At 41.8% G+C, this 25,931-nt stretch carries 20 protein-coding genes and 2 tRNA genes; 18 read left to right on the forward strand and 4 right to left on the reverse strand.

Annotated features, from left to right (window positions below; genetic code table 11):
- The first annotated feature begins 45 nt into the window (after positions 1-45).
- The 15 genes from ftsH (at position 46) to JEP36_RS07535 (ending at position 17,509) form a co-directional block, all read left to right on the forward strand.
- Complete coding sequence (gene ftsH / locus JEP36_RS07465) at positions 46-1,992, forward strand: ATP-dependent zinc metalloprotease FtsH (RefSeq protein WP_198620216.1); 1,947 nt, start codon at positions 46-48, stop codon at positions 1,990-1,992.
- Positions 1,993-2,074: 82 nt separating this feature from the next.
- Positions 2,075-2,917: a dihydropteroate synthase gene (gene folP / locus JEP36_RS07470; RefSeq protein WP_198620215.1), complete on the forward strand. Its 843-nt coding sequence runs from the start codon at positions 2,075-2,077 to the stop codon at positions 2,915-2,917.
- Complete coding sequence (glmM, locus tag JEP36_RS07475) at positions 2,914-4,251, forward strand: phosphoglucosamine mutase (protein ID WP_088493982.1); 1,338 nt, start codon at positions 2,914-2,916, stop codon at positions 4,249-4,251. The genes folP and glmM overlap by 4 nt, the downstream gene beginning before the upstream one ends.
- Before the next feature lie 165 nt (positions 4,252-4,416).
- The gene (gene secG, locus JEP36_RS07480; protein WP_036914692.1) at positions 4,417-4,761 is read left to right on the forward strand and encodes a preprotein translocase subunit SecG; all 345 of its coding nucleotides are present in this window, start codon (positions 4,417-4,419) and stop codon (positions 4,759-4,761) included.
- 58 nt (positions 4,762-4,819) lie between these two features.
- Positions 4,820-4,909 (forward strand) — tRNA-Leu (locus tag JEP36_RS07485).
- A 60-nt stretch (positions 4,910-4,969) separates the two neighbouring features.
- Positions 4,970-5,046, forward strand: a tRNA-Met gene (locus tag JEP36_RS07490).
- Positions 5,047-5,248: 202 nt separating this feature from the next.
- Positions 5,249-5,701, forward strand: a complete 453-nt coding sequence (rimP, locus tag JEP36_RS07495; protein ID WP_036914691.1) for a ribosome maturation factor RimP — start codon at positions 5,249-5,251, stop codon at positions 5,699-5,701.
- Between the two features lie 20 nt (positions 5,702-5,721).
- Positions 5,722-7,230 carry a transcription termination factor NusA gene (nusA, locus tag JEP36_RS07500; protein ID WP_006535691.1) on the forward strand — a complete coding sequence of 503 codons (1,509 nt, stop codon included), beginning with the start codon at positions 5,722-5,724 and terminating at the stop codon, positions 7,228-7,230.
- A 22-nt stretch (positions 7,231-7,252) separates the two neighbouring features.
- Entirely contained in the window at positions 7,253-10,009 is a 2,757-nt protein-coding gene (gene infB / locus JEP36_RS07505) for a translation initiation factor IF-2 (RefSeq protein WP_196533553.1), read from the forward strand.
- A gap of 302 nt (positions 10,010-10,311) precedes the next feature.
- Positions 10,312-10,713 (forward strand): 30S ribosome-binding factor RbfA, encoded by a 402-nt coding sequence (rbfA, locus tag JEP36_RS07510; RefSeq protein ID WP_006535687.1) that lies wholly within the window; start codon positions 10,312-10,314, stop codon positions 10,711-10,713.
- Positions 10,713-11,666 (forward strand): tRNA pseudouridine(55) synthase TruB, encoded by a 954-nt coding sequence (gene truB / locus JEP36_RS07515; RefSeq protein WP_198620213.1) that lies wholly within the window; start codon positions 10,713-10,715, stop codon positions 11,664-11,666. The genes rbfA and truB overlap by 1 nt, the downstream gene beginning before the upstream one ends.
- Positions 11,667-11,789: 123 nt before the next feature.
- Positions 11,790-12,059 carry a 30S ribosomal protein S15 gene (rpsO, locus tag JEP36_RS07520; RefSeq protein WP_023583571.1) on the forward strand — a complete coding sequence of 90 codons (270 nt, stop codon included), beginning with the start codon at positions 11,790-11,792 and terminating at the stop codon, positions 12,057-12,059.
- 250 nt (positions 12,060-12,309) lie between these two features.
- Entirely contained in the window at positions 12,310-14,439 is a 2,130-nt protein-coding gene (gene pnp, locus JEP36_RS07525) for a polyribonucleotide nucleotidyltransferase (protein ID WP_109419174.1), read from the forward strand.
- A 112-nt stretch (positions 14,440-14,551) separates the two neighbouring features.
- Complete coding sequence (gene nlpI / locus JEP36_RS07530; RefSeq protein WP_098941350.1) at positions 14,552-15,439, forward strand: lipoprotein NlpI; 888 nt, start codon at positions 14,552-14,554, stop codon at positions 15,437-15,439.
- Between the two features lie 171 nt (positions 15,440-15,610).
- Positions 15,611-17,509 (forward strand): DEAD/DEAH family ATP-dependent RNA helicase, encoded by a 1,899-nt coding sequence (locus tag JEP36_RS07535; protein WP_160229903.1) that lies wholly within the window; start codon positions 15,611-15,613, stop codon positions 17,507-17,509.
- 195 nt (positions 17,510-17,704) lie between these two features.
- On the opposite strand, the gene btsR is transcribed toward JEP36_RS07535, so the two are convergent.
- Together btsR and JEP36_RS07545 are read right to left on the reverse strand one after the other, a co-directional pair.
- Entirely contained in the window at positions 17,705-18,421 is a 717-nt protein-coding gene (gene btsR / locus JEP36_RS07540; RefSeq protein WP_109372676.1) for a two-component system response regulator BtsR, read from the reverse strand.
- Between the two features lie 2 nt (positions 18,422-18,423).
- Positions 18,424-20,127, reverse strand: a complete 1,704-nt coding sequence (locus tag JEP36_RS07545; protein ID WP_109372675.1) for a sensor histidine kinase — start codon at positions 20,125-20,127, stop codon at positions 18,424-18,426.
- Between the two features lie 234 nt (positions 20,128-20,361).
- Here JEP36_RS07545 and JEP36_RS07550 point away from each other — a divergent pair, with 234 nt between their 5' ends.
- From JEP36_RS07550 to JEP36_RS07560, 3 genes are read left to right on the forward strand one after another with little or no spacing between them, the layout of a single operon-like run.
- Positions 20,362-21,333, forward strand: coding sequence for an HlyD family secretion protein (locus JEP36_RS07550; RefSeq protein ID WP_198620212.1), 972 nt, complete (start codon positions 20,362-20,364; stop codon positions 21,331-21,333).
- Positions 21,334-21,342: 9 nt separating this feature from the next.
- Positions 21,343-22,488 (forward strand): ABC transporter permease, encoded by a 1,146-nt coding sequence (locus tag JEP36_RS07555; protein ID WP_100157966.1) that lies wholly within the window; start codon positions 21,343-21,345, stop codon positions 22,486-22,488.
- A complete protein-coding gene (locus tag JEP36_RS07560; RefSeq protein ID WP_196533589.1) occupies positions 22,488-23,651 on the forward strand; it encodes an ABC transporter permease in 1,164 nt (387 codons plus the stop codon). Before JEP36_RS07555 ends, JEP36_RS07560 begins: the two co-directional genes overlap by 1 nt.
- Before the next feature lie 220 nt (positions 23,652-23,871).
- Here JEP36_RS07560 and JEP36_RS07565 read toward each other — a convergent pair whose 3' ends face one another.
- Both JEP36_RS07565 and ubiU read right to left on the reverse strand, forming a co-directional pair.
- Positions 23,872-24,750: a U32 family peptidase gene (locus JEP36_RS07565; RefSeq protein ID WP_198620211.1), complete on the reverse strand. Its 879-nt coding sequence runs from the start codon at positions 24,748-24,750 to the stop codon at positions 23,872-23,874.
- A 13-nt stretch (positions 24,751-24,763) separates the two neighbouring features.
- Positions 24,764-25,759 (reverse strand): ubiquinone anaerobic biosynthesis protein UbiU, encoded by a 996-nt coding sequence (gene ubiU, locus JEP36_RS07570; protein WP_088493968.1) that lies wholly within the window; start codon positions 25,757-25,759, stop codon positions 24,764-24,766.
- Positions 25,760-25,931 lie beyond the last annotated feature (172 nt).

A 25,931-nucleotide genomic window follows, 5' to 3' on the forward strand; every position in this document is an offset into this window, starting at 1 on the left:
CCCTAAAGCTATTTGTTAACACAGTTGTAATATGAGGTTAATCCCTTGAGTGACATGGCGAAAAACCTGATCCTCTGGCTAGTTATTGCAGTCGTTTTGATGTCATTATTCCAGAGCTTCGGACCCAGCGATTCGAATAGTCGTAAGGTGGATTACTCTACCTTTATCAATGAGTTAACTAATAACCAATTACGCGAGGTCAGCATAAGTGGTTATGATATTAATGTAACTAAAACAGATAACTCAAAGTACAGCACGTATATGCCTATGCGTGATGATAACCTGCTGACCACTTTAATGAACCGTAATGTAAAAGTAACGGGTGAACCACTTGAAGGCCAAAGCCTTCTGACTCAAATTTTTGTGTCTTGGTTCCCAATGCTATTACTGATTGGTCTTTGGATTTTCTTTATGCGCCAAATGCAAGGTGGTGGCGGTAAAGGTGCGATGTCTTTCGGTAAAAGCAAGGCGCGCATGTTGACAGAAGACCAAATCAAAACAACCTTTGCTGATGTAGCGGGTTGTGATGAAGCGAAAGAAGAAGTAAGCGAATTAGTTGAGTATTTACGTGATCCAGGTCGTTTCCAGAAGTTAGGGGGTAAAATCCCTAAAGGTATTCTGATGGTAGGGCCTCCAGGTACAGGTAAAACATTATTAGCAAAAGCCATCGCGGGTGAAGCTAAAGTCCCATTCTTTACCATTTCAGGTTCTGATTTCGTTGAAATGTTCGTGGGTGTGGGTGCTTCTCGTGTTCGTGATATGTTTGAACAAGCTAAAAAAGCAGCACCTTGTATTATCTTTATCGATGAAATCGATGCGGTTGGTCGTCAACGTGGTGCTGGTTTAGGCGGTGGTCATGATGAACGTGAACAAACACTGAACCAAATGCTAGTTGAAATGGATGGTTTTGAAGGTAATGAAGGAATTATCGTTATCGCGGCAACGAACCGTCCAGATGTGTTAGACCCAGCATTACTTCGTCCAGGTCGTTTTGACCGTCAAGTGGTTGTTGGTTTACCTGATGTGCGTGGACGTGAGCAAATACTTAAAGTCCATATGCGTCGCGTACCTTTATCACCAGATGTTGATCCAGCAATTTTAGCGCGTGGTACTCCAGGTTTCTCTGGTGCTGACTTAGCTAACTTAGTTAACGAAGCGGCTTTATTTGCTGCTCGTGGTAATAAACGTGTTGTCTCAATGGTCGAGTTTGAGAAAGCGAAAGATAAGATAATGATGGGCGCAGAGCGCCGTTCAATGGTGATGACTGAAGAACAAAAAGCATCAACCGCTTATCATGAAGCTGGTCACGCAATTATTGGTCGTTTAGTACCTGAACATGATCCTGTGCATAAAGTGACGATTATTCCTCGTGGACGTGCATTAGGTGTGACTTTCTTCTTACCTGAAGGCGACCAAATTAGTGCGAGCCGTCAGAAGTTAGAGAGCCAAATTTCAACACTTTACGGTGGCCGTTTAGCTGAAGAAATTATCTATGGTGTAGAGCATGTTTCTACGGGTGCTTCTAATGACATCAAAGTTGCAACCAATATTGCACGTAACATGGTGACACAGTGGGGTTTCTCTGAAAAATTAGGGCCATTGCTGTACGCAGAAGAAGAAGGTGAAGTGTTCTTAGGTCGTTCTGTTGCTAAAGCGCAACATATGTCTGATGAAACAGCTCGTACAATTGACGAAGAAATTAAAGCTATCGTTGATCGTAACTATGTTCGTGCTCGTCAGATCTTAATGGACAACCTTGATATTCTACACTCAATGAAAGATGCACTGATGACTTATGAAACTATCGATGCGCCTCAAATTGATGATTTAATGAATCGTCGTGATGTTCGTCCACCTGCGGGTTGGGAAGGCAATAATGGCAATAGTGGTGCAACGACTACTGCCCAGCCAGCACAAACGCATGTAGCGAGTGAGCCAAAAGACAAGCCTGAGTCAGAAAGTGATACGCCTTCTGATAACAATACTCACTAATCCTTATTGGGTTACGCATATTGAGTAAGCTATAAATACAAACCCCAGGCTTCTGGGGTTTTTTTATGAAGGTATCAATGAAATGAAATTAATGGCTAGAGGAACCGAACTTAACTTATCAACACCTCAAGTTATGGGGATTTTGAATGTCACTCCAGACTCTTTCTCTGATGGTGGCACTCATAATTCACTTAATGATGCAGTTGACCATGCAGCAAAATTGATCGCTGAAGGGGCTTCTATCATCGATATTGGTGGTGAGTCTACCAGACCTGGTGCAAGTGACGTCTCTATTGATGAAGAGTTACAGCGTGTTGTTCCTGTTGTTGAGGCTATTCGTCAGCGTTTTGATGTTTGGATCTCTGTTGATACATCTAAAGCTCAAGTCATTACTGAATCCGCAAATGTAGGTGCTTCAATTATCAATGATATTCGCTCATTACAAGAGCCGGGAGCACTTGAAGCAGCCGCTAAAACAGGTTTGCCAGTGTGTATTATGCATATGCAGGGTGACCCTAAAACCATGCAACAGTCACCACATTATGAGAATGTGATGATGGATGTTGATCGTTTTTTACAAGAAAATATTCAACGTTGTGTTGATGCAGGTATCGAAAAAAATCAAATTATTCTTGATCCAGGATTCGGCTTTGGTAAAAATTTAGCGCATAATTACCAACTATTAGCACACCTAAGTGAATTTCATCACTTTGGTTTACCCATACTTGCCGGAATGTCACGCAAATCAATGGTTGGACAACTATTGAATGTACCACCACAAGAGCGTGTTGCTGGTAGCGTGGCATGCGCAGTCATTGCAGCGATGCAAGGCGCACAAATTATTCGTGTACACGATGTTAAAGAGACGGTTGATGCGATGAAAATCGTACAAGCGACTCTTTCTGCAAAGGAAAATAATGAATGAGCGAACGTAAATACTTTGGAACAGATGGTATCCGTGGAAAAGTAGGTGATAGTCCAATTACACCTGATTTTGTATTAAAACTGGGTTGGGCTGCGGGCAAAGTATTAGCACGTCATGGCTCTCGTAAAATCATTATTGGTAAAGATACACGTATCTCAGGCTATATGCTGGAATCTGCATTAGAAGCGGGTTTAGCAGCGGCAGGTTTATCCGCCTCATTTACAGGGCCAATGCCAACACCTGCTGTTGCTTATTTAACGCGTACATTCCGTGCTGAAGCAGGGATTGTTATTTCAGCTTCTCATAACCCTTATTACGATAACGGGATCAAATTCTTCTCTATTGATGGTACAAAATTACCAGATGAAGTAGAAGAAGCCATTGAAGCCGAAATGGAAAAGCCAATTACCTGTGTTGAATCAGCAGAGCTTGGTCGTGCAAATCGTATCGTGGATGCGGCAGGTCGTTATATTGAATTCTGTAAAGGGACTTTCCCAAATGAAAACAATCTTAATGGTCTAAAAGTGGTTGTCGATTGTGCTCATGGTGCAACATACCATATTGCACCAAACGTATTTCGTGAATTAGGTGCTGAAGTGATCACTATTGGCTGTGATCCAACGGGTATCAATATCAACGAAGAGTGTGGCGCAACAGATGTTCGTATGTTGCAAAAACGCGTCTTAGAAGAAGGCGCTGATGTTGGTTTAGCTTTTGATGGTGACGGCGACCGTATCATCATGGTTGACCATCAAGGCCTAAAAGTTGATGGTGACCAAATTCTCTACATTATTGCGAGAGAAGCGTTACGCCAAGGTCAATTACGCGGTGGCGCAGTTGGTACTCTAATGAGCAATATGGGATTAGAGATTGCACTTAAACAACTGGGTATTCCTTTTGTAAGAGCAAAAGTGGGCGACCGCTATGTGCTTGAAAAATTACAAGAGAAAGGCTGGCGTTTAGGTGCTGAAAACTCAGGCCACATTATTTTATTAGATAAAACGACTACAGGTGATGGTATTGTTGCAGGTTTACAAGTTTTAAGTGCAATGGTGCGTAACCATATGAGTCTGCATGATCTATGTAGTGGTATGAAACTATTACCACAAATTTTAGTGAATGTTCGCTTTACCGGTAGCCACGATCCGCTACAAACACCTGAAGTTCAGAAAGTCGCTAAAGCGGTTGAAGAAGAACTGGCTGGTAAAGGTCGTGTATTACTGCGTAAATCAGGAACAGAACCTTTAATTCGTGTCATGGTTGAAGGTGAAAATGAAGAGCAAGTCACTGCGATGGCAAATCGTATTGCTGACGCTGTGAAGCACGTTGGTTAATTGATGCTTTTTTCTTCAATCAATCACTTTGTAGAAAAATAACCTTGCTTGTCAGTTCAGCTTTGGTTAGTATTCACACCCGCTTAGTAAGGTCTTGAACTAAAGCGGGTGAAGCAATCGAAGGTTATCGTTAAGACGATAAGTTCCATAGAAAAGGTAACGCAAATGTATACGGCACTCATTGTTATTCTTATCATTGTAGCAACAGGGCTAGTTGGTCTGATCCTGTTACAGCAGGGTAAAGGTGCTGATATGGGCGCTTCTTTTGGTGCAGGTGCTTCTGGTACAGTATTTGGTTCAAGCGGTTCAGCTAACTTTATGACCCGTATGACCGCTGTTTTAGCGACAGCTTTTATTGTACTTGCCCTTATTTTAGGTAATCTAAGTGCCAATAAAACTGTGCGTGAAGACAGCAAATGGATGTCTATCGAGCAGACTACAGAAGAAGCTAAAAAAGCTGAGCAATTAGCAGCGCCTGTAGCGCCAGCAAATACAGATATTCCGCAGTAAACTAAGTAAAGATTTAAATGAGATTGTTAATTTTTACGCAGTAACAGTCTCATTAAGTGCCGAGGTGGTGAAATTGGTATACACGCTACCTTGAGGTGGTAGTGCCTATAAAACGGGCGTACGGGTTCAAGTCCCGTTCTCGGCACCATTATTCCAGATAGCTTGCGTTTTGCTTGTTATCAGCGTAAAATTTGCCACGTTTTTCGAACGCGGGGTGGAGCAGCTTGGTAGCTCGTCGGGCTCATAACCCGAAGGTCGTCGGTTCAAATCCGGCCCCCGCAACCACTTCTAACAATACAGCACTTTTCTCATTAATCATCTTGTTGAACCGATTATGATCCTGAGTGGAATGTGCCGTAAGAAGAGGTTATTCTCGAATGGCAAGTTACAGGGTCCAGTTGCATAAAGCCCCGAATTTCGGGGTTTTTTGTTATCAGAGAATAGAATACTGGGCTATAGGCCCTTTTTTTATGCCTTGGGGGTGGGTTTGTCCACATTAGAGCAAAAATTAACAGCGATGGTTTCAGCACCAGTAGAAGCATTAGGCTTTGAATTTGTCGGTCTTGAGTTTATTCGTGGCCGAGAATCAACATTGCGCATCTATATTGATAGTGAAGACGGTATCACTGTTGATGATTGTGCTGATGTTAGCCACCAGGTCAGTGCTGTGCTGGATGTTGAAGATCCAATTCAAACAGTTTATAACCTTGAGATTTCTTCTCCTGGTTTAGAACGACCTTTATTCACTGCAACGCATTATGAGCAATTTATCGGCGAAGAAGCCGCTATCGTATTACGAATTGCAATGCAAAACCGCCGTAAATGGCAGGGCATTATTAAGTCTGTCGCTGGCGAAATGATCACGGTTACTGTGGATGGTAAAGACGAAGTGTTCGCACTGAGCAACATCCAGAAAGCTAACCTGGTACCCCACTTTTAAGTTTTGAAGAGGCAACTAGGATGAACAAAGAGATTCTGGCTGTTGTGGAAGCGGTCTCTAACGAAAAATCTCTTCCTCGTGAAAAGATTTTTGAAGCACTGGAAACCGCACTAGCGACAGCAACTAAGAAAAAATACGAGCAAGAAATTGACGTTCGTGTATGTATCGACCGTAAAACGGGTGACTTTGATACATTCCGTCGTTGGGTTGCCGTTGATGAAGTCACTCAACCTACTCGTGAAATCACACTTGAAGCTGCTCAATATGAAGATCCTAGTATTGAACTAGGTGGTTATATTGAAGATCAGATTGAATCTGTCACTTTCGACCGTATTACAACACAAACCGCTAAACAAGTTATCGTACAAAAAGTACGTGAAGCTGAAAGAGCAATGGTTGTTGATCAATTCCGCGAACAACTCGGCGAAATTATCACGGGTGTTGTGAAGAAAGTGAACCGTGAAAATATCACTTTAGACTTAGGCAACAACGCTGAAGCGGTTATTTTACGTGAAGATATGTTACCGCGTGAAAACTTCCGTCCAGGTGACCGTTTACGTGGTGTTTTATACGACGTACGTACAGAAACCCGTGGTGCACAACTTTTCGTGACACGCTCTCGCCCTGAAATGCTGGTTGAACTTTTCCGTATTGAAGTACCAGAAATTGGCGAAGAAATCATTGAAATTAAAGCTGCAGCGCGTGATCCAGGTTCTCGTGCCAAAATCGCAGTAAAAACTAACGACAAGCGTATTGACCCTGTGGGTGCTTGTGTTGGTATGCGTGGTGCGCGTGTACAAGCCGTTTCCAGTGAATTGGGCGGCGAGCGAATTGATATTGTTCTGTGGGATGATAATCCTGCACAATTCGTCATTAATGCAATGGCTCCGGCAGATGTTGCTTCTATTGTTGTCGATGAAGACAAATGTACAATGGATGTTGCAGTTGAAAGCAGTAACCTTGCACAGGCAATCGGCCGTAATGGTCAAAACGTTCGTCTGGCAGCACAGTTACTGAAAAAACATCGTGGTGATGACAAGTGGGAATTAAACGTCATGACTGCTGATGAACTGAATGCAAAACATCAGGCAGAAGCAAACGCAGCCATTGAAATATTTACTAAGCATCTCGACATTGATGAAGACTTCGCAACTGTTTTAGTTGAAGAAGGTTTCTCTACCCTTGAAGAGTTAGTTTATGTGCCAATCAGTGAACTGCTGGCTATTGACGGATTAGATGAAGATACCGTTGAAGCTCTACGTGAAAGAGCAAAAGCTGCACTAACAACGATTGAGTTGGCTCAAAAAGAAAGCCTAGGCGATAACCAGCCAGCCGAGGACTTATTAGCTCTCGAAGGATTGGAGCGCTCTTTAGCATTTGATCTAGCTGCCCGTGGTATCTGCACACTGGAAGATCTTGCCGAACAGGGTATCGACGACCTAACTGATATTGAAGGTTTAAATAGTGAGCGCGCAGGCGAACTCATTATGGCCGCACGTAATATCTGCTGGTTTGGGAATGATGCGTAACAACTGAGCAGGAAGGAACAGAATGACAGATGAAACAGTAAAATCACTGGCAGAAGAGATTCAGACACCGGTTGAACGTTTGGTACAGCAGTTTGCTGATGCCGGTATTAAGAAGACCGTCTCTGATTCTGTCTCCCAAAAAGAGAAAGAAACCTTACTGGCTTGGTTGAATCGTGATAAAGACGTATCAACCAACCAACCAGAAAAATTAACGTTACAACGCAAAGTGCGTAGTACGTTAAGTGTTCCTGGTACAGGTGGCAAAAGTAAATCAGTAGCCATCGAAGTCCGCAAAAAACGCACTTATGTGAACCGTGACGCCGTTGAAAAAGCGCAAGCGGATGAGCAAGCTCAGCGTGAAGCGGAAGAAAAGGCGCATCGCGAAGCCGAAGAAAAAGCCCAGCGCGAAGCACAAGAGAAAGCACAGCGCGAAGCTGAAGAAAAAGCAAAACGTGAAGCTGAAAAGGCGAAGAAAGACGCCGAAGAAAAAGCGAAACGTGAAGCTGAAGAAGCAAAACGTGAAGCAGCGGAATTAGCTAAGCGCGAAGCAGCGGAAAAAGATAAAGTGAAACAAAACGATAAACCAAAAGCTGATAAAGCAGCAGATCAGGAAAAAGCACGTCGCAATGCTGAACAGGCTGAACTGAAGCGTAAAACGGAAGAAACACAGCGCCGTAAAGCGGAAGAAGAAGCACGAGTTGCAGCAGAAAAAGCACGTCGTTTAGCTGAAGAAAATGCTGAAAAATGGACTGCTGAACCTAAAGCGCCAGAAACTGAAGGCTCAGACTATCATGTAACAACATCACGTTATGCTCGTGATGCAGAAGATGAAAGTGATGCTGAGGTTGAAGGTGGCCGCGGTCGTGGTCGCAACGCTAAGGCTCCTCGTCCTAAGAAAAACAACCGCCATTCTGAAAAAGCAGATCGTGAAGAAGCACGTGCTGCTGGCCGTACTAACAAGAAAGGTAAACGTAAAGGTAGCTCATTACAGCAAGGCTTCAATAAGCCAGCTGCTGTTGTAAACCGTGATGTTATCATCGGTGAGACTATTTCTGTTGCCGAACTTGCTAACAAAATGGCAGTAAAAGGGTCTGAAGTTATCAAAACTATGATGAAAATGGGTGCTATGGCGACCATTAATCAGGTTTTAGACCAAGAAACTGCACAGCTTGTTGCTGAAGAAATGGGCCATAAAGTTATCTTACGTCGTGAAAACGAGTTAGAAGAACAAGTCATGAGCGATCGTGATACTGGCGAAGAAAGCGCAGTATCTCGTGCACCAGTTGTAACTATCATGGGTCACGTTGACCACGGTAAAACATCATTACTGGACTACATTCGTTCAACGAAAGTAGCATCAGGCGAAGCGGGTGGTATCACCCAGCATATCGGTGCTTACCACGTTAAGACTGACAAAGGTGAAATCACCTTCCTAGATACTCCAGGTCACGCCGCGTTTACTTCAATGCGTGCTCGTGGTGCTCAGGTAACGGATATCGTTGTTCTGGTTGTTGCGGCAGATGATGGTGTAATGCCACAAACTATCGAAGCAATCCAACACGCAAAAGCGGCAAACGTACCCGTTGTTGTTGCAGTGAACAAAATTGATAAACACGAAGCTGATCCAGATCGCGTTAAAACTGAATTGTCTCAATATGGCATCTTGCCAGAAGAGTGGGGCGGCGAAACTCAGTTTATGCACGTATCTGCAAAACAAGGTTTAGGTATTGACGAACTGCTGGATGCTATTCTTTTACAAGCTGAAGTTCTTGAACTGAAAGCAGTTAAAGAAGGTATGGCAAGCGGTGTTGTTATCGAATCTTACCTTGATAAAGGCCGTGGCCCAGTTGCTACTATTCTTGTCCGTGAAGGTACACTGAATAAAGGTGACATCGTTCTGTGTGGTTTCGAATACGGTCGTATTCGTGCGATGCGTAACGAATTAGGTCAAGACGTTCAATCTGCTGGTCCATCAATGCCAGTTGAGATCTTAGGTCTGTCTAACGTTCCTTCTGCGGGTGATGAAGCAACGGTTGTTCGTGACGAGAAGAAAGCGCGTGAAGTTGCATTATACCGTCAAGGTAAATTCCGCGATGTTAAACTGGCTCGTCAGCAGAAATCTAAACTGGAAAACATGTTCGCTAACATGGAGGAAGGTAAAACTTCTGAACTGAACATCGTTCTGAAAACAGACGTTCAAGGTACTTGTGAAGCGATTACTGATGCCTTAGTTAAACTGTCTACTAATGAAGTTAAACTGAAAATCATCGGTTCAGGCGTAGGTGGTATCACCGAAACTGACGCAACATTAGCAGCGGCTTCTAACGCAATCATTCTTGGCTTTAACGTTCGTGCTGATGCATCTGCTCGCCGTATCATTGAACAAGAAAGCGTTGATTTACGTTACTACTCTGTTATCTATAGCCTGATTGACGAAATCAAACTGGCAATGAGCGGTATGTTGGCACCTGAATATAAACAAGAAATCATGGGTCTTGCAGAAGTCCGTGATGTGTTTAAATCACCTAAATTCGGCGCGATTGCGGGCTGTATGGTGGTTGAGGGTAACATCAAACGTAATAACCCAATTCGTGTTCTACGTGATAACGTGGTTATCTATGAAGGCGAACTTGAGTCACTGCGTCGCTTTAAAGATGATGTCAACGAAGTACGTAACGGCATGGAATGTGGTATCGGTGTGAAAAACTACAACGATGTTCGTGTTGGCGACATGATTGAAGTCTTCCAAGTTATCGAAATCAAACGTTCTATTGATTAATTTAGTCCGTTTTGTTTTAAAAGGGAGCTCAAGGGCTCCCTTCTTATTCCTTTCTTTGCTGTATTCTCCTTTTATTTCCTCTCCATTTTTCAACATAACCGAAATAGATTGCCTTTCAGTAATTTATGAAAGTGAAATAACAGGGTAAAATAGCACCAAAGAAACATTTTATTTCTAAAGAAAGAAATCAGAGAAAGCGGTTGTTAAATATCACTTCATGTATACTCTTTAGATATCATTGATTTTAGATTTGAATTAACAATGACAATCAGGGCGATACCCTATTGTCAGGGAGAGATAAAATGGCAAGAGATTTTAGCCGTAGTCAGCGTGTTTCTCAGGAAATGCAAAAAGAAATCGCCATCATTTTACAACGTGAAGTCAAAGATCCACGTATTGGAATGGCAACGGTTTCTGGCGTTGAAATTTCTCGTGATTTGGCTTATGCCAAAGTATTTGTCACCTTTTTAAACTTATCAGGTGGTGAAAAAAGCGAAGAAGAGATGGTTGCAGAGGGTTTAACTGCACTTAATGAAGCCGCTGGTTTTATTCGTTCTTTATTAGGTAAAGCGATGCGTTTACGTATTGTGCCTGAACTGACATTTGCTTATGACAACTCATTAGTTGAAGGTATGCGTATGTCTAACTTAGTTTCTAACGTCGTTAAAAGCGATGAAGAGCGTCGTCATAAAGAGGATAAATAATGGGGCGTCGTCGTAAGGGGCGTGAGATTAACGGCGTATTGCTACTCGATAAACCCCAAGATATTTCCTCTAACGATGCACTCCAAAAAGTCCGCCGTATGTTTAATGCCAGTAAGGCTGGGCATACAGGGGCATTGGATCCTTTAGCAACAGGTATGCTCCCTATTTGTTTAGGTGAAGCAACAAAATTTTCACAGTTTCTATTGGATTCTGATAAGCGTTATCGTGTTATTGCACGTTTAGGGCAACGAACAGATACCTCCGATGCACATGGTGAGGTTATTCAAGAACGCCCAGTACAATTTACACAGCAGGCTTTAGATGACGCCTTAGAGAGTTTTCGCGGTGAAACATTGCAAATCCCTTCAATGTACTCCGCTTTAAAACATCAAGGTAAACCGCTTTACGAATACGCTCGACAAGGTATTGAGGTTGAGCGTGAAGCAAGACCCATCACGGTTTATGAACTTCAGTTTATTCGCTGGGAAGGTGATGAGCTAGAGCTAGAAATTCATTGTTCTAAAGGTACTTACATTCGAACAATTATTGATGATCTTGGTGAGAAATTACAATGTGGTGCTCACGTTATTTTCTTACGTCGATTAGAAGTCGCAGATTATCCTAAAGAGCGAATGGTCACATTAGAGCAATTAAGAGCGATGATAGAGAATGCACAAGCTGCTCAAGAAGATCCTTTCTTAGCACTTGATGCACTGTTATTACCTATGGATACCGCTGTTGCACATTTTCCTGTTGTGAATTTGACCACGATTATTGCGGGTTATCTCAAGCTGGGGCAACCTGTTCGTGTTAATCATGACATCAATGAAGGCGAATGGGTAAGAGTAACTGAAGGCGATGAAAAAAAATTCATTGGTCTTGCTATCATTAAAGATGGCCTAGTTGCTCCGAAAAGAGTGGTTGTAGACTATAGCGCACAAGATAACACTTAATAGCAATCTTGCGCTAAAAGTGTTTGAAGCGTAGAATAATGCGGCTATCTGTTTAGGTGGCTGAGTTGGATAGCTGAATTAGAGATTGGCTATCTGAAAATTTTACTTAATTTGGAGTTTATTATGTCTCTAAGTACTGAAGCGAAAGCACAAATCGTTGCTGAATTTGGTCGTGATGCTAACGATACTGGCTCAAGCGAAGTTCAGATTGCACTGCTGACTGCAGAAATCAACCACCTGCAAGGTCACTTTTCAGAGCACAAAAAAGATCACCACAGCCGTCGTGGTCTGCTGCGTAAAGTTTCCAGCCGTCGTAATCTGCTGGACTACCTGAAACGTAAAGATGTTGCTCGTTACTCTGCACTGATTGAACGTTTAGGTCTGCGTCGCTAATCAAGCGAGTTTCAGTGGAAAGGGGCCTGTTGGCCCCTTTTCTACTAAAAAGTGCTATTTTTAATATTAGTCGTTATGTTTTAATGTGGTGATTGTTATTTAATCTCTCTAGTTACGACAATTCGCGCGGCTAATGAAAGTATTTATCATTAAATGGTTAATATTTTCATTAGTCGCGAGGGGACGTAGCGGAGAAAAGATCATTCATCGTCGCTAAACATCTGGCGACAATAAGATAAAGGATATTATTTTGCTGAATCCTACAGTTCGTAAATTTCAATACGGTCAACATACTGTTTCGTTAGAAACAGGCATGATGGCTCGTCAAGCAACAGCCGCTGTTATGGTTGACATGGACGGCACTGCTGTTTTTGTTACCGTTGTTGCAAAGAAAAAAGTTAAAGCTGGACAAGATTTCTTCCCATTAACTGTTAACTACCAAGAGCGTTCATACGCTGCTGGTCGTATCCCAGGTAGCTTCTTCCGTCGTGAAGGTCGTCCTGGTGAAGGCGAAACGTTGATTGCACGTTTAATTGACCGCCCTTTACGCCCATTATTCCCAGAAGGTTTCTTAAACGAAATTCAAATCGTTGCTACCGTTGTTTCAGTTAACCCACAAGTTAACCCAGATATCGTTGCAATGATTGGTGCTTCTGCGGCATTAGCGCTGTCAGGTGTTCCATTTAATGGTCCTATCGGTGGTGCGCGTGTTGGTTTTATCGATGGACAATATGTTCTAAACCCAACTGTTGATGAGCTGAAAGTTAGCAAATTAGACTTAGTGGTTGCAGGTACTGCGGGTGCGGTACTGATGGTAGAATCAGAAGCTGATTTATTATCAGAAGAAGAAATGTTAGGTGCAGTAGTATTTGGTCATGATCAACAACAAGTCGTGATCGAAAACATCAATGCATTAGTTGCAGAAGTTGGTAAAGAGAAATGGGATTGGGCGCCAGAAGCCATCAACCAAACTTTACATGACCGTATTGCACAATTAGCACAAGCTCGCATTGGTGATGCTTACCGTATCACTGAGAAACAAGAGCGTTATGAACAAATCGAAGCTATCCGTGATGAAGTTATTGCGACGTTAGTAGCTGAAGATGAAACTTTAGATGAAGCTGAAATCAGCGAAATCTTCTCAGGTCTTGAGAAAAACATCGTTCGTGCTCGCGTATTAGCTGGCGAACCACGTATTGATGGCCGTGAAAAAGACATGGTACGTGCATTAGACATTCGCACTGGCTTATTACCACGTACTCACGGTTCAGCACTGTTTACTCGTGGTGAAACTCAGGCTCTGGTAACTGCAACATTAGGTACTGCGCGTGATGCTCAAACTATTGATGACATCATGGGTGAGCACACTGATACATTCTTGCTGCACTATAACTTCCCTCCATACTCTGTTGGTGAAACAGGCATGATGGGTTCACCAAAACGTCGCGAAATCGGTCATGGCCGTTTAGCAAAACGTGGTGTGTTAGCAGTAATGCCAACAATTGAAGAATTCCCATATACCGTTCGTGTGGTTTCTGAAATCACTGAATCAAATGGTTCATCTTCAATGGCATCTGTTTGCGGTGCTTCTTTAGCACTGATGGATGCAGGTGTACCAATTAAAGAATCTGTTGCAGGTATTGCAATGGGTCTAGTAAAAGAAGGCGACAACTTTGTTGTTCTTTCCGATATTCTGGGTGATGAAGACCATTTAGGCGATATGGACTTTAAAGTTGCGGGTAGCCGTAACGGTGTCAGCGCATTACAGATGGATATCAAAATCGAAGGTATCACTCGTGAAATCATGCAAGTTGCATTAAACCAAGCGAAAAGCGCACGTCTACATATTTTAGGCGTAATGGAAGATGCAATTAGCCAACCTCGTGCTGATATTTCTGAATTCGCACCGCGCATTCACACTATCAAAATTAATCCAGACAAGATCAAAGACGTTATCGGTAAAGGCGGCTCTGTTATCCGTGCATTAACGGAAGAAACTGGCACAACTATCGAAATCGAAGATGATGGTACAGTGAAGATTGCTGCAACAAGTGGCGATCAAGCAAAACAAGCTATCGCTCGTATCGAAGAAATTACTGCTGAAGTTGAAGTGGGTCGTATCTACAACGGTAAAGTAACTCGTATTGTAGATTTCGGTGCATTCGTTGCTATCGGTGGCGGCAAAGAAGGTCTGGTTCATATTTCTCAAATCGCAGACAAACGCGTTGAGAAAGTGAGTGACTACTTGGAAATGGGTCAAGAAGTTCCAGTTAAAGTACTGGAAATTGACCGTCAAGGCCGTATTCGCTTAAGCATGAAAGAAGCTCAAGCTAATCAGCAGGAAGCAACAGAAACTTCTTCTGAAGATTCTGCGAATTAATGATATTCTACTACCGATATCTAGACATAGGTATCGGTAGAGACTTATTATGATTGACAAGTAGGACGTCTAGAACGCTTTTTGTTGAAAGGTCTGACTTTGGGAGTGAGAAATGAAAACATTTCTGCGCAGTTGTTCTATTGCTGTTTTCATCTTTATTTCCGGATGCAGCACTAGTCCAGAGTGGCGTCAGAATGCGATTTTTGCCACACCATTGCAGCCTTCTTTACAACAAGAAGTGATATTGGCTCGTATAGAACAAATCTTAGCGAGCCGCTCATTAACTGAAGATGAATACGCACAGCTTTTATATGAGCGTGGTGTGCTGTATGATAGTCTCGGTTTACGAGCTTTAGCGCGCAATGATTTTTCAATGGCGCTATCAATACGACCAGATATGCTAGAAATTTTTAATTTTCTAGGTATCTATTTTACGCAGGCAGCGAATTACGATGCTGCTTATGAAGCGTTTGATTCTGTTTTAGAGCTTGATCCAACTTACAATAATGCGCGTTTTAATCGTGGTATCGCTTCGTACTACGGTGGCCGATTGAAATTGGCGCAGGATGATCTGCAGGCGTTTTATCAGGTCGATCCAAATGATCCCATTCGTTCGCTTTGGTTATATCTTGTAGAAAAAGAGATAAACACTGATTTGGCTAAACAACAGCTAAAACAGCGATACCAGCAGGCGGATAAAACGGGGCAATGGGGATGGAATATAGTTGAGTTTTATTTAGGCGATATTAATGAGAAAACATTAATGTTGAAACTAAATGAGGCTTCAACCGATAACACTTCGCTCGCTGAGCATCTTAGTGAAACTAACTTCTATTTAGGTAAGTATTACCTAAGTCTGGGGGACATGGATAGCGCAGAAGCGTTATTCAAGCTGACGGTTGCCAACAACGCACATAACTTTGTTGAGCACCGCTACGCATTGTTGGAATTAGCACTGTTAGGCCAACAAGAAGACCTAGCGGAATCGGACCAGCAATAGCTGACGAACATTTCTCTGATCAGTTTGAAAGCCATCATCTACATAGGATGAGGGCTTGTTTGTTCGTTTAATAATATAATTTGAGCCAGTTCACATTTTAGATGATAAAGACCGACAAACCATGCGGTATGTTATGTCAACTGGCTGCCATAATGAATGAGGCACAGTGACATGACTACTGAAACCGATATGACTTTTGCTGATCTAGGTTTATCAGCACCTATTTTGACTGCACTGAATGACTTAGGCTACGAGAAGCCTTCTCCAATTCAGCAACAATGTATTCCTTTCCTTTTAAACGGCAATGATGTTTTAGGTATGGCACAGACAGGTAGTGGTAAAACTGCCGCATTTAGCCTGCCTTTATTACACAATCTTGATGAATCATTAAAAGCACCACAAATTTTAGTTTTAGCACCTACTCGTGAACTTGCGGTTCAGGTTGCTGAAGCAATTGAAGATTTTTCTAAACACTTACCAAAAGTAAATGTTGTTGCACTGTATGGTGGTCAGCGTTACGACGTGCAATTACGCGCGTTACGTCAAGGTCCACAAGTTGTTGTGGGTACACCAGGTCGTTTATTAGACCATTTAAACCGTGGCACATTAGATTTATCTAAACTGAAGGGCTTAGTATTAGATGAAGCTGATGAAATGTTACGTATGGGCTTTATTGAAGATGTTGAAAACATTTTAAGTAAGATCCCAGCAGAACACCAAACTGCACTGTTCTCTGCAACAATGCCAGAAGCAATTCGTCGTATTACACGTCGCTTTATGAATGATCCTAAAGAAGTGCGCATTCAAAGTAGCGTAACGACACGTCCAGACATTAGTCAAAGCTATTGGATGACATTCGGCGCACGTAAAAATGAAGCGTTAATTCGTTTCTTAGAAGCTGAAGATTTTGATGCGGCAATTATTTTCGTTCGTACTAAAAACGCAACATTAGAAGTTGCTGAAGCTTTAGAGCGTAACGGCTATAACAGCGCAGCGTTAAATGGTGATATGAACCAATCACTGCGTGAGCAAACATTAGAGCGTCTGAAAAATGGTCGTTTAGATATTTTAATTGCAACTGACGTTGCTGCTCGTGGTCTTGACGTTGACCGTATCAGCCTTGTTGTGAACTATGATATCCCAATGGATTCAGAATCTTATGTTCACCGTATTGGTCGTACTGGTCGTGCGGGTCGTGCTGGCCGTGCAATTTTATTCGTTGATAACCGTGAGCGTCGTTTACTGCGCAATATCGAACGTACAATGAAGATGACTATTCCTGAAGTAGAACTGCCAAATGCAGAGCTTATCAGCCAACGTCGTCAGGAAAAATTTGCACAGCAAATCGCACAACAATTAGAAACTAGCAACCTTGACCAATACCGTGCTCTGTTACCTAAATTAGCTCCACAAGGTGAAGAAGCGCTGGATATGGAAACACTGGCTGCGGTATTACTGAAAATGGCTCAAGGTGAGCGTGCACTTATTCTGCCACCAGATCCAGTTCGTCGTCCTCGTCGTGAATTTAACGATCGTGACGATCGTCGTGGTGATGATCGCCGTCGCGGTGATAACGATCGCGAGCGTTCTCCTCGTCGTGAACGTCGTGATGCTGGCGAGATGGATTTATACCGTATCGAAGTGGGTCGTGATGATGGTGTTGAAGTGCGTCATATCGTTGGTGCGATTGCTAACGAAGGCGATATCAGTAGCCGTTACATTGGTAATATCAAACTGTATGGTTCTCACTCAACCATCGAATTACCAAAAGGTATGCCAACAGATTTATTAAGCCATTTCACACGTACGCGTATTATGAACAAACCACTGAATATGCAATTAGTGGGTGATGCTCAATCTCAGCCTTTCCGTGAGCGTCGTAATAACAGCCGTCGTGATGGTCAGCCACAAGGTGGTCGTCGTTTTAACAATGGTGATCAACCACAACGTCGTGGTAATAACGACCGTGGTGGTGAGCGTAGCAACGATCGTGGTGGCGAGCGCGGTAACTTCCGCAGTCGTAACAACGAAGGTACACCACGCCGCCGTAGCAGCTCTCATAACCAATAAGAGTTGGTAATTAACTTAATTTTTAATTGAGTTGATGACAAAAAATAAAACCAGTCAATGAAAGTTGACTGGTTTTTTTATCATTTGATTAGTAATATAAAATTTATTACGACACATTTCTGTCAATATAAACAATAGGAAAGCTTATTCAAGTAAATCGGTTAGATTTACGTGCAGATTTTAATTTATAACAAATTAGCTTAAGCCAATCGCTTCTTTTAATGGCTTTAAATATCGACGGCTGACAGGAATTTGGCTGTTATTGTGTAATATCAACTCCGCTTGCCCATTATCGCCAAAAACAATCTCATTAACATAATCCATATTCACTAAATATTGGCGATGGCAACGGACCAGCTGTGTCCGTGTTTCTAACGTGCGTAATGTTAATTCTGTAAAGCCTTCTTGACCTTGATTATTGGTTACATAAACCCCACTGAGCCTTGATGTTGCAAATACCGCTTCATCAATGGGCATTAACCAAATACGGCTATGACCTGTACAAGGAATACACTTTAAACGTTCTTCAGGAGGCGTTAAGAGATCAATATTCTGCTTATTACCTTGGCGTAAACGGTTTAATGTTTTTGTTAGGCGCTCTTGCTCTAAAGGTTTGAGTAGATAATCAAAGGCGTGCTCTTCAAAGGCTTGGATTGCATACTCTTCAAATGCGGTTAAAAAGACGATATACGGGCGATGTTCAGGATCAAGCATTGTGACCATTTCAAGCCCTGTAATGCGTGGCATTTGAATATCAAGAAAGACGACATCGGGTTTCTTACGGTGTATCTCTCCTATGGCTTCAATTGCATTACTGCATTCACCAACAATATGAATATCCTTTTCGACTTCAAGTAAACAACGTAAATTTTCACGAGCTAACGGCTCATCGTCAACGATTAATATATTCATTGTTATGCAACGTTATCCATGCTTTTTTCTAGGGGTAAGCAAATTTTCACCTTTGTATATTCATCAGCTTGGCATTCCACTAAAACACCATAAAGTTCGCCATAGCGTAATTTTAATCGCTTATCCACCAGCCTCATTCCTAACCCTAATTCATGAGAAGGGCATTGGGGTTGATAAAGCCCCGCATTATCACAGATTTCAATAATGATTAAATGGTGCTCTTGGTGTGCTCTAATTGTAATCTTTCCTGTATCTAATAACTGTGATGTTCCATGTTTAATTGCATTTTCGACCATTGGTTGAAGCGAAAAAGCAGGCAAACGGGCATTAGCTAGGCTTTCAGGAATTTGAATATCAATCTGTAATCGTTCCTGAAAACGGGCTTTTTCGATTTGCAAATATGCATTCACATGTTCAATTTCATCACTTAATGTCACAACTGCTTCAGGTCTTTTTAAATTTTTACGAAAGAAAGCAGAGAGAAATTGCACTAATTGCTTTGCTTGTTCGCTATCTCGTCGAATAACTGCTTGTAGTGTATTTAATGCGTTAAAAAGAAAGTGGGGATTCACTTGCGCATGGAGAAGTTTAATCTCTGACTCTAAAAGAGATTGCTTATTTCGCTCATATTGTCCAGCCAGAATTTGTGCAGATAATAGACTTGCAATCCCTTCACCTAGGGTTCGGTTAATAGAACTAAATAGGCGATTTTTAGCTTCATAAAGTTTTATTGTGCCAATGACTTGGTTATTTTCGCCTCTTAATGGAATAACTAAGGTTGAGCCAAGTTTGCAATGGGGTGAAAGCGTACAACGGTAAGGTGTTTCATTACCATCTGCATAAACAACTTCATTATTATTGATGGCTTGTTTGGATTGTTCTGATGAAATAGGTGTACCCGGTAAATGATGATCAGCGCCAATACCAATAAAGGCGAGGAGTTTTTCTCTATCTGTAATCGCAACGGCACTGACTCTTAGTTCTTGATAAATGACTTTTGCCACTCGAGTGCTATTATCTTGATTAAACCCTTTACGCAAAATACCTTCGGTGCAAACGGCAATTTTTAATGCTTGAGCTGAAAATGCACTGGTATATTTTTCAAATATTGCCCGTCTATCTTGTAATATTCGAATAAACATCGCCGCACCAACGGTATTTGCGACAATCATTGGGGCAGCAATATCTTTCACTAAGGCAAGCGCTTCATTAAATGGGCGAGCTAATAATAAGATAATGCTCATCTGTATTATTTCGGCAAAGAAAGTCACGGCTGCTGCGGTCCATGGATTAAATATGCGGTGCATTTGCCCGCGTTTGACGTAATAACGGTGAACTAATCCGCCAATTAATCCCTCTACAATAGTAGACACCATACAGCTAAATGCGGTCATACCGCCCAGAGAATAACGGTGTAAGCCTCCCGTAAAACCGACAAGGAAGCCGACATAAGGGCCACCTAGTAATCCGCCTAATACCGAACCAATGGCACGCGTATTGGCAATAGAATCATTAATATGTAGCCCAAAATAGGTGCCCATAATACAAAAAATAGAGAAAATGACGTAGCACATCAACTTATGCGGAAGCTTTATCGTGACCTGTAGAAGTGGCGTAAATAAAGGTGTTTTGCTTAAAAACCAAGCAATGATTAAATAAACGCACATTTGCTGTAATAACAGCAAAATAAGATCAAATTCGTACATAAGTATCGAGTACCGTTCTCTTCTTTATCTGATAAATATAAAAATACCAGATAAAACAGGGCTATTAATGAGGCGATAAAGTTTGATATAAGAATAACTTAATCGCACTTTCAAAGAAAATATTCCTTTGCGTCAGTGATCTGGCGCACAAAATTCTTAAAGAAATTCTGAGTTATTGTGTAATATAACTCCGTCAGTGAGTGTTCTACTTCACTATTAAGGTCTAATCGTTATATGAAAAAAAGAGCCATCTATCTTATTTTATTAATGCTAATACTAATTGCATTAGCCATACTTTTCCGCGCGCATAATCAATATTTATTACTGCAAGGCGAAGTGGATGCACCGGAAGTGATTGTCGCCTCTAAAGCCAAAGGCCGTGTGATTGAGCGTCATATAGAGCGAGGTGATGATGTAAAAGCGGGGCAATTGATGATCACATTAGAAAGCCCCGAACTCAATGCGCAAGTTGCTGCACTTGAGGCCGCTAAAGCACAAGCACAAGCTCAGTTAGATTTGTCATTACATGGCACAAGAGAAGAGAGTATTCGTAACCTAGAAGCCGTGTTATCTCAAGCAAAAGTGGAAGCTGCAAATTCAGCAAGAGATTATCAGCGTATCAGTGCTGTGGCGAATAAAGGCTATGTATCAGCGACAGAACTTGATAATGCACGCCGTAGCCGTGATGTTGCTTCACAACGTGTAAGAGCCGCGCAAGCTGAGCTTGATGAAGCCCAAAATGGTGATCGTATTGAATTACGCCACAAATATACGGCGGCGGTGCAACAAGCAGAACAACAACTTATTGAGTTGAAGATCCAACAAAACGATCTACAAGTTAAAGCGCCAGTGGATGGAGAAGTTGGTCCTATTCCTGCGGAAATTGGTGAGCTTTTTAATGCGAATAGCCCACTTGCTACACTGATCCGAATTCCTGATGCTTATTTTGTTTATAACCTCCGCGAAGATATCTTAGCGGATATACGTAAAGGTGATCGCATTACTATCACGGTTCCCGCATTAGGCAATAAAGAAGTAGAAGCTGAAATTCGCTATATCGCCCCAATGGGCGACTACGCAACAAAAAGAGCAACAAGAGCAACAGGTGATTTCGATTTAAAAACATTTGAAATCCGACTGTATCCTGTTACGCCAATTGAAGGGCTACGTCCTGGTATGAGCGCATTATGGCGCTGGGATAAATAAGGACGAATAATGAGAGTAAAGGCAGCTTGGCGTGGCTTTAGTAGCGCATTTTCACGAGAAACTCATATGGCAGTTCGTAGCCCCGTTTTTCACTGGCTAAGCTGGCTGTTTCCATTGATGTTGTTTACGTTAATTAGTGCTAACTTTTCTGAAGGCACATTGCTGAACTTGCCTGTTTCCGTGATTAATAATGACAATAGTCCATTATCAAGGACCCTGATTAGAGACCTAAATGCAGGCTCTCATGCACAATTAAATACGCTAGACGGTAATCCTCGCACAGCAATGGAGCGATTAGGTAGCGCAAAAGATTACGCGATACTGACCATCCCTCGACACTTTGAAAGTAAGGTATTAGCAGGAAAGCAACCGACCACACGGATGTATTACAACGGATTGTATTATGCGGCGGGGAGTTATGCGATTCAGGACTTTAGCGGACTCATTGCAGAGCTTAATGCGCAATATCGCACTGTTTTAGCGCAAGAGATGAATAAGCCCGTTCCACCATTGGCAAAAGTTACGCTCTCTTATGACAGTTTGTTTAATGCCAGCGGGAGTTATATTTATTACCAGCAATTTGCGGCTACGATCCATATGCTCCAACTGTTCGTCGTGACTTGTACTATTTATTCTTTGTCACGAGGAAATATGCTCCTGAATATTAAGCCTTTTACTTTTGCGCTTATTGGGAAGCTTACACCTTATACGCTGTTTTTCTTAACCTTATTAATTGTCGAACTCGCGGCATTAGTGCATTTTTCAGGGGCAAAGGTGAACGGTAATCCGCTATACATGGTGTTAGTGGGATTCTTCTATATTATTGCAGCTCAAAGTGTGGGGTTGCTGCTCTTTGCGTTTACCAATAGTGCGATAACGGCATACAGTATGATAGGTATGTTGGTGAGTATCGCATTGGCATTTTCAGGCATGGCTGTGCCCGAGCTTTCGATGATATTGCCTGCAAGGATCATCTCTAACTTAGAACCATTAACGCACGCCTTAAATGCGATGTTTGATATCTTCTTAAGAGAAGTATCACTACAAGGCATTTTATATGTGTGTTCACTTTTGCTGATTTATCCTTTTGCTATCGCCTTTTTAGTTCGTAAACGTATTTTTAAACGATTGGAATTACAGGTAGGTGTTGCATGATGCAAATGTATTTCCAAACCTTTAAGCGTGTTCTATTGGGTATGTTAGAAAAACCCATGTGGATGTTACTTATTGTTTCTCTGTGCATTATGAGTTTGGTTTATGCCAAGCCTGTACTGTGGGATCTTCCTGTGGCTGTTATCAATCAAGATCACAGTCCCGCAAGTTATTCACTGATCCGCGCATTAAACTCCACACCAAAACTAAGTATCAAGAATTACGATAATTTAGATGAAGCTCGCCACGATATGATTATGCGAGAGTTATTTGCCATTATTATTGTTCCAACCGATTTTGAGAAAAAACTACTCAATGGTAAAGATGTTACTGTGCCTGTATTTGGTGATGCGACAAACCGTCTGGCTAGCGGGCAAATTCAACAAGAGTTGATGTTGGCTTATCAGCAGTTATTAGATGCTTACAATGGACGTATTTTGAGAAATGCAGGCTTTAGTGTTGAACAATCAAAAATCCTATTAAAGCCTATTCAAGGCGAAACCATTGCGATGTATAACCCTGGGGTAAGTTTTGCTGCGATTATTTTCCCTGGCTTATTAGTGATGCTATTACAGCACTCACTTCTAATAGCTTGTGTCCGCGTCAGTATCGCGGTGAGAAGTACCCCGAAAGGAAAGCCACCTTTAGCGGTTTATCTAGGGGCATTATCTGCACTTATTCCGATTTGGTTATTTTTATCTGCGGTATTCTTTGCATTGTGGCCGTGGGTATTGGGTTACCGCCAGGAAGCGCCGCTTTACCAGATTTGGATGCTGACTTTCCCATTCTTATTGGCGGTCTTAGGGTTAGGTAAGTTAATTACAGAATGCTTACGCAGTGTTGAGATGATTTATCTGACACTAGCCTTTGTGACAACACCAGTGTTCTATATTTCTGGCACAATCTGGCCATTACAAGCAATGCCAGATTGGGTATTTGCCATTTCATCTGCATTACCTTCTACATGGGCTGTAAACGCCATGGCGGGAATCAACCAAATGGGGCTGTCATTCCAAAGTATATTGGGTGATATCGTGATGATGCTCGTTTTAGGTGTGATTTATACGGTATTAGGTGTGCTGGTGGGTATGCTACGTAATGGTGAGTTAAGACATATTACGCATCAGTTTAAGCATTGGTTACATCATCGTGGTGAGTCAAAATAAAAAGCCCTTAAGGGCTTTTATTTATCAATATTGTAGATCTTATCTTTACTAATAATATTTACTATGTGGTGGCAACAATCCATTGATAATTTTCTTGGTTCCCATTTTGAAATATCTATTAATGAAAGACCGTGGTAACTCCAAGGAATAATACCGCTTACACCACATCCATAATGATTTAATTGATCTATAAATGTTTTGTTAAGTGTATCATATATCTTTACTTCACCAATTCTAATCCTGCCAACTTACGCCAATAACCATTACAGTCATGATGATGAATCGTTGTAAGAGGTTGTTGACCTTGCTCATTTTGGCGAAATTGTTGCAAGGTATCAAAAATAGCGTCAGATTCAGGTGAAAGGCGAATAATATCCACTAAACCTGCCATTGAAGCTTGATCGTTACCCAAGTTATAGCAATAACCACTTTGTGTTTGAATGCCATTAAGCACAAACACTCGCTGATTTTCTTGTGATAATACTTCACGGCCTTGAGGGTATTTTTGACAACAGGTTTCACAATCATCTTTAGAGCGATTTTCAGAACGCGCAGTAAAACAACGTGCTGAATAAGCGAGAGGAAGATGCCCATAAGCCAATACTTCAACTTCAAACTTATTGCGAATGCCTAATTTTTCACATTGATTTAAAAGATTATTTAACCACTCGCGAGAAAGCTCAACAGGCATACACCAACGCATCATGCCTTGTTTATGCAACAAACGTAGTGCATAAGCGTTGTAGCAGTTAAGCCCGTGGCCTGCAACAAAAGGAAGATTGCGCTCGTAAAGCATATTAATCACGCCAAAATCATGTGCTTCAACTAAAAACTCACCGTTATCAACCAGCTTAGCAATTTCTTTCAATTCAGAAGGTGCTTGTAATAACGCTAAGGTAGAAAGAACCACTTGTTTGCCACTTTTAGCGACTTCTTTGGCGAGGTTTATCCAATCTTGAGGTTTGGTTTCTCGGCGTTTACTGCAAACTGTTTCGCCTAAATAAATAATATCAGCGTCGCATTGTTTTGCTTTTTCGTAGAACGCTTCAAGTGTCTCTTTTTGCCAATAATAAAGTACAGATCCTAATGCATATTTCATTTTCGTATCCTTATTATTGCCATTTACGGTGATAAGCACCCAGTGTTGTTTGTGTTCCTTCTGAAATCTTTCCTAGCGCGTTCATCCAACGTGGATTAGTACTAAAACCTTGAGGATCTTTCTTACATTGATCAATGGCTGCACGCCAAACTCTCGCCACTTCTGTCACATAGGCAGGGCTACGTTGACGACCTTCAATTTTAACTGACGCAATATTCATCGCCATTAATTCAGGTAAGAGTGAAAGAGTATTGAGGCTCGTAGGCTCTTCTAATGCGTGATAACAGTGATCATCAACAAAATAGCGACCTTTACACAGTGTTGGGTAGCCTGCATTTTCATCAGGTGAATAGCGGTCTATCAAGACATCATTAAGGCGAGATTCCATCCCTTGTGGTGTTTGTTGCCAACGTACAAAACGTGCAGGAGAGCAAGCACCTACCGTATTTGGCGATTCACCTGTTAAATAAGAAGAGAGATAGCATCTACCTTCAGCCATAATACATAAACTGCCAAAGGCAAAAACTTCTAAAGGTACAGGGCTAGTTTGTGCTAATTGTTTGACTTGATGAATAGATAGAACACGAGGAAGAACAATACGAGCCACATCGAAGTTACGTTGATAAAACTCAATAGCTTGTGTATTGGTTGCTGAGGCTTGTACTGAAACATGACGTTCAATATGAGGATAACGCTCTGCAGCGTACTCTAACATGGCGATATCCGCCAAGATAAGAGCATCAGCCCCTAAAGATGCCGCCATATCAACGGCTTTTTGCCAGCGTTCAAATCCATCAGGGTGAGCAAAGGTGTTTATTGCAATATGCAATTTTCGCTGGTGGCGATGAACATAATTAACCGCTTCTTGTAACTTCTTTTCTGTGAAATTTAAACCAGCAAAATGTCTTGCATTAGTATCATCTTTTAAGCCGATATAAACGGCATCCGCACCATTATCTATGGCCGCTTTTAAGGCAGGTAAATTACCCGCTGGGCACAGCAATTCCATCTTCACTTCCCTTTAGAAATTAAGAATGATCAGAAATTGTAATGAGCAGGATAAAAAAAGGTTTTGATTTAGGGCAGAGAACTTCGTTTTTTGCTTAAGTAAAATCAAAGAACACAAAATGTGAGCAACGGATTAACCGAATATTGATATAGGATCGCAGAATATCTGTCTA

The organism is Proteus sp. PR00208 (genome assembly GCF_016238545.1).
Classification (GTDB): Bacteria; Pseudomonadota; Gammaproteobacteria; order Enterobacterales; family Enterobacteriaceae; genus Proteus.

Bases quoted from the DNA above. Each gene is read 5' to 3' on its own strand.
- folP (WP_198620215.1), top strand. From the start codon at position 2,075: ATGAAATTAATGGCTAGAGGAACCGAACTTAACTTATCAACACCTCAA.
- glmM (WP_088493982.1), top strand. From the start codon at position 2,914: ATGAGCGAACGTAAATACTTTGGAACAGATGGTATCCGTGGAAAAGTA.
- secG (WP_036914692.1), top strand. From the start codon at position 4,417: ATGTATACGGCACTCATTGTTATTCTTATCATTGTAGCAACAGGGCTA.
- nusA (WP_006535691.1), top strand. From the start codon at position 5,722: ATGAACAAAGAGATTCTGGCTGTTGTGGAAGCGGTCTCTAACGAAAAA.
- infB (WP_196533553.1), top strand. From the start codon at position 7,253: ATGACAGATGAAACAGTAAAATCACTGGCAGAAGAGATTCAGACACCG.
- rbfA (WP_006535687.1), top strand. From the start codon at position 10,312: ATGGCAAGAGATTTTAGCCGTAGTCAGCGTGTTTCTCAGGAAATGCAA.
- truB (WP_198620213.1), top strand. From the start codon at position 10,713: ATGGGGCGTCGTCGTAAGGGGCGTGAGATTAACGGCGTATTGCTACTC.
- rpsO (WP_023583571.1), top strand. From the start codon at position 11,790: ATGTCTCTAAGTACTGAAGCGAAAGCACAAATCGTTGCTGAATTTGGT.
- nlpI (WP_098941350.1), top strand. From the start codon at position 14,552: ATGAAAACATTTCTGCGCAGTTGTTCTATTGCTGTTTTCATCTTTATT.
- JEP36_RS07535 (WP_160229903.1), top strand. From the start codon at position 15,611: ATGACTACTGAAACCGATATGACTTTTGCTGATCTAGGTTTATCAGCA.
- btsR (WP_109372676.1), bottom strand. From the start codon at position 18,421: ATGAATATATTAATCGTTGACGATGAGCCGTTAGCTCGTGAAAATTTA.
- JEP36_RS07545 (WP_109372675.1), bottom strand. From the start codon at position 20,127: ATGTACGAATTTGATCTTATTTTGCTGTTATTACAGCAAATGTGCGTT.
- JEP36_RS07550 (WP_198620212.1), top strand. From the start codon at position 20,362: ATGAAAAAAAGAGCCATCTATCTTATTTTATTAATGCTAATACTAATT.
- JEP36_RS07555 (WP_100157966.1), top strand. From the start codon at position 21,343: ATGAGAGTAAAGGCAGCTTGGCGTGGCTTTAGTAGCGCATTTTCACGA.
- JEP36_RS07560 (WP_196533589.1), top strand. From the start codon at position 22,488: ATGCAAATGTATTTCCAAACCTTTAAGCGTGTTCTATTGGGTATGTTA.
- JEP36_RS07565 (WP_198620211.1), bottom strand. From the start codon at position 24,750: ATGAAATATGCATTAGGATCTGTACTTTATTATTGGCAAAAAGAGACA.
- ubiU (WP_088493968.1), bottom strand. From the start codon at position 25,759: ATGGAATTGCTGTGCCCAGCGGGTAATTTACCTGCCTTAAAAGCGGCC.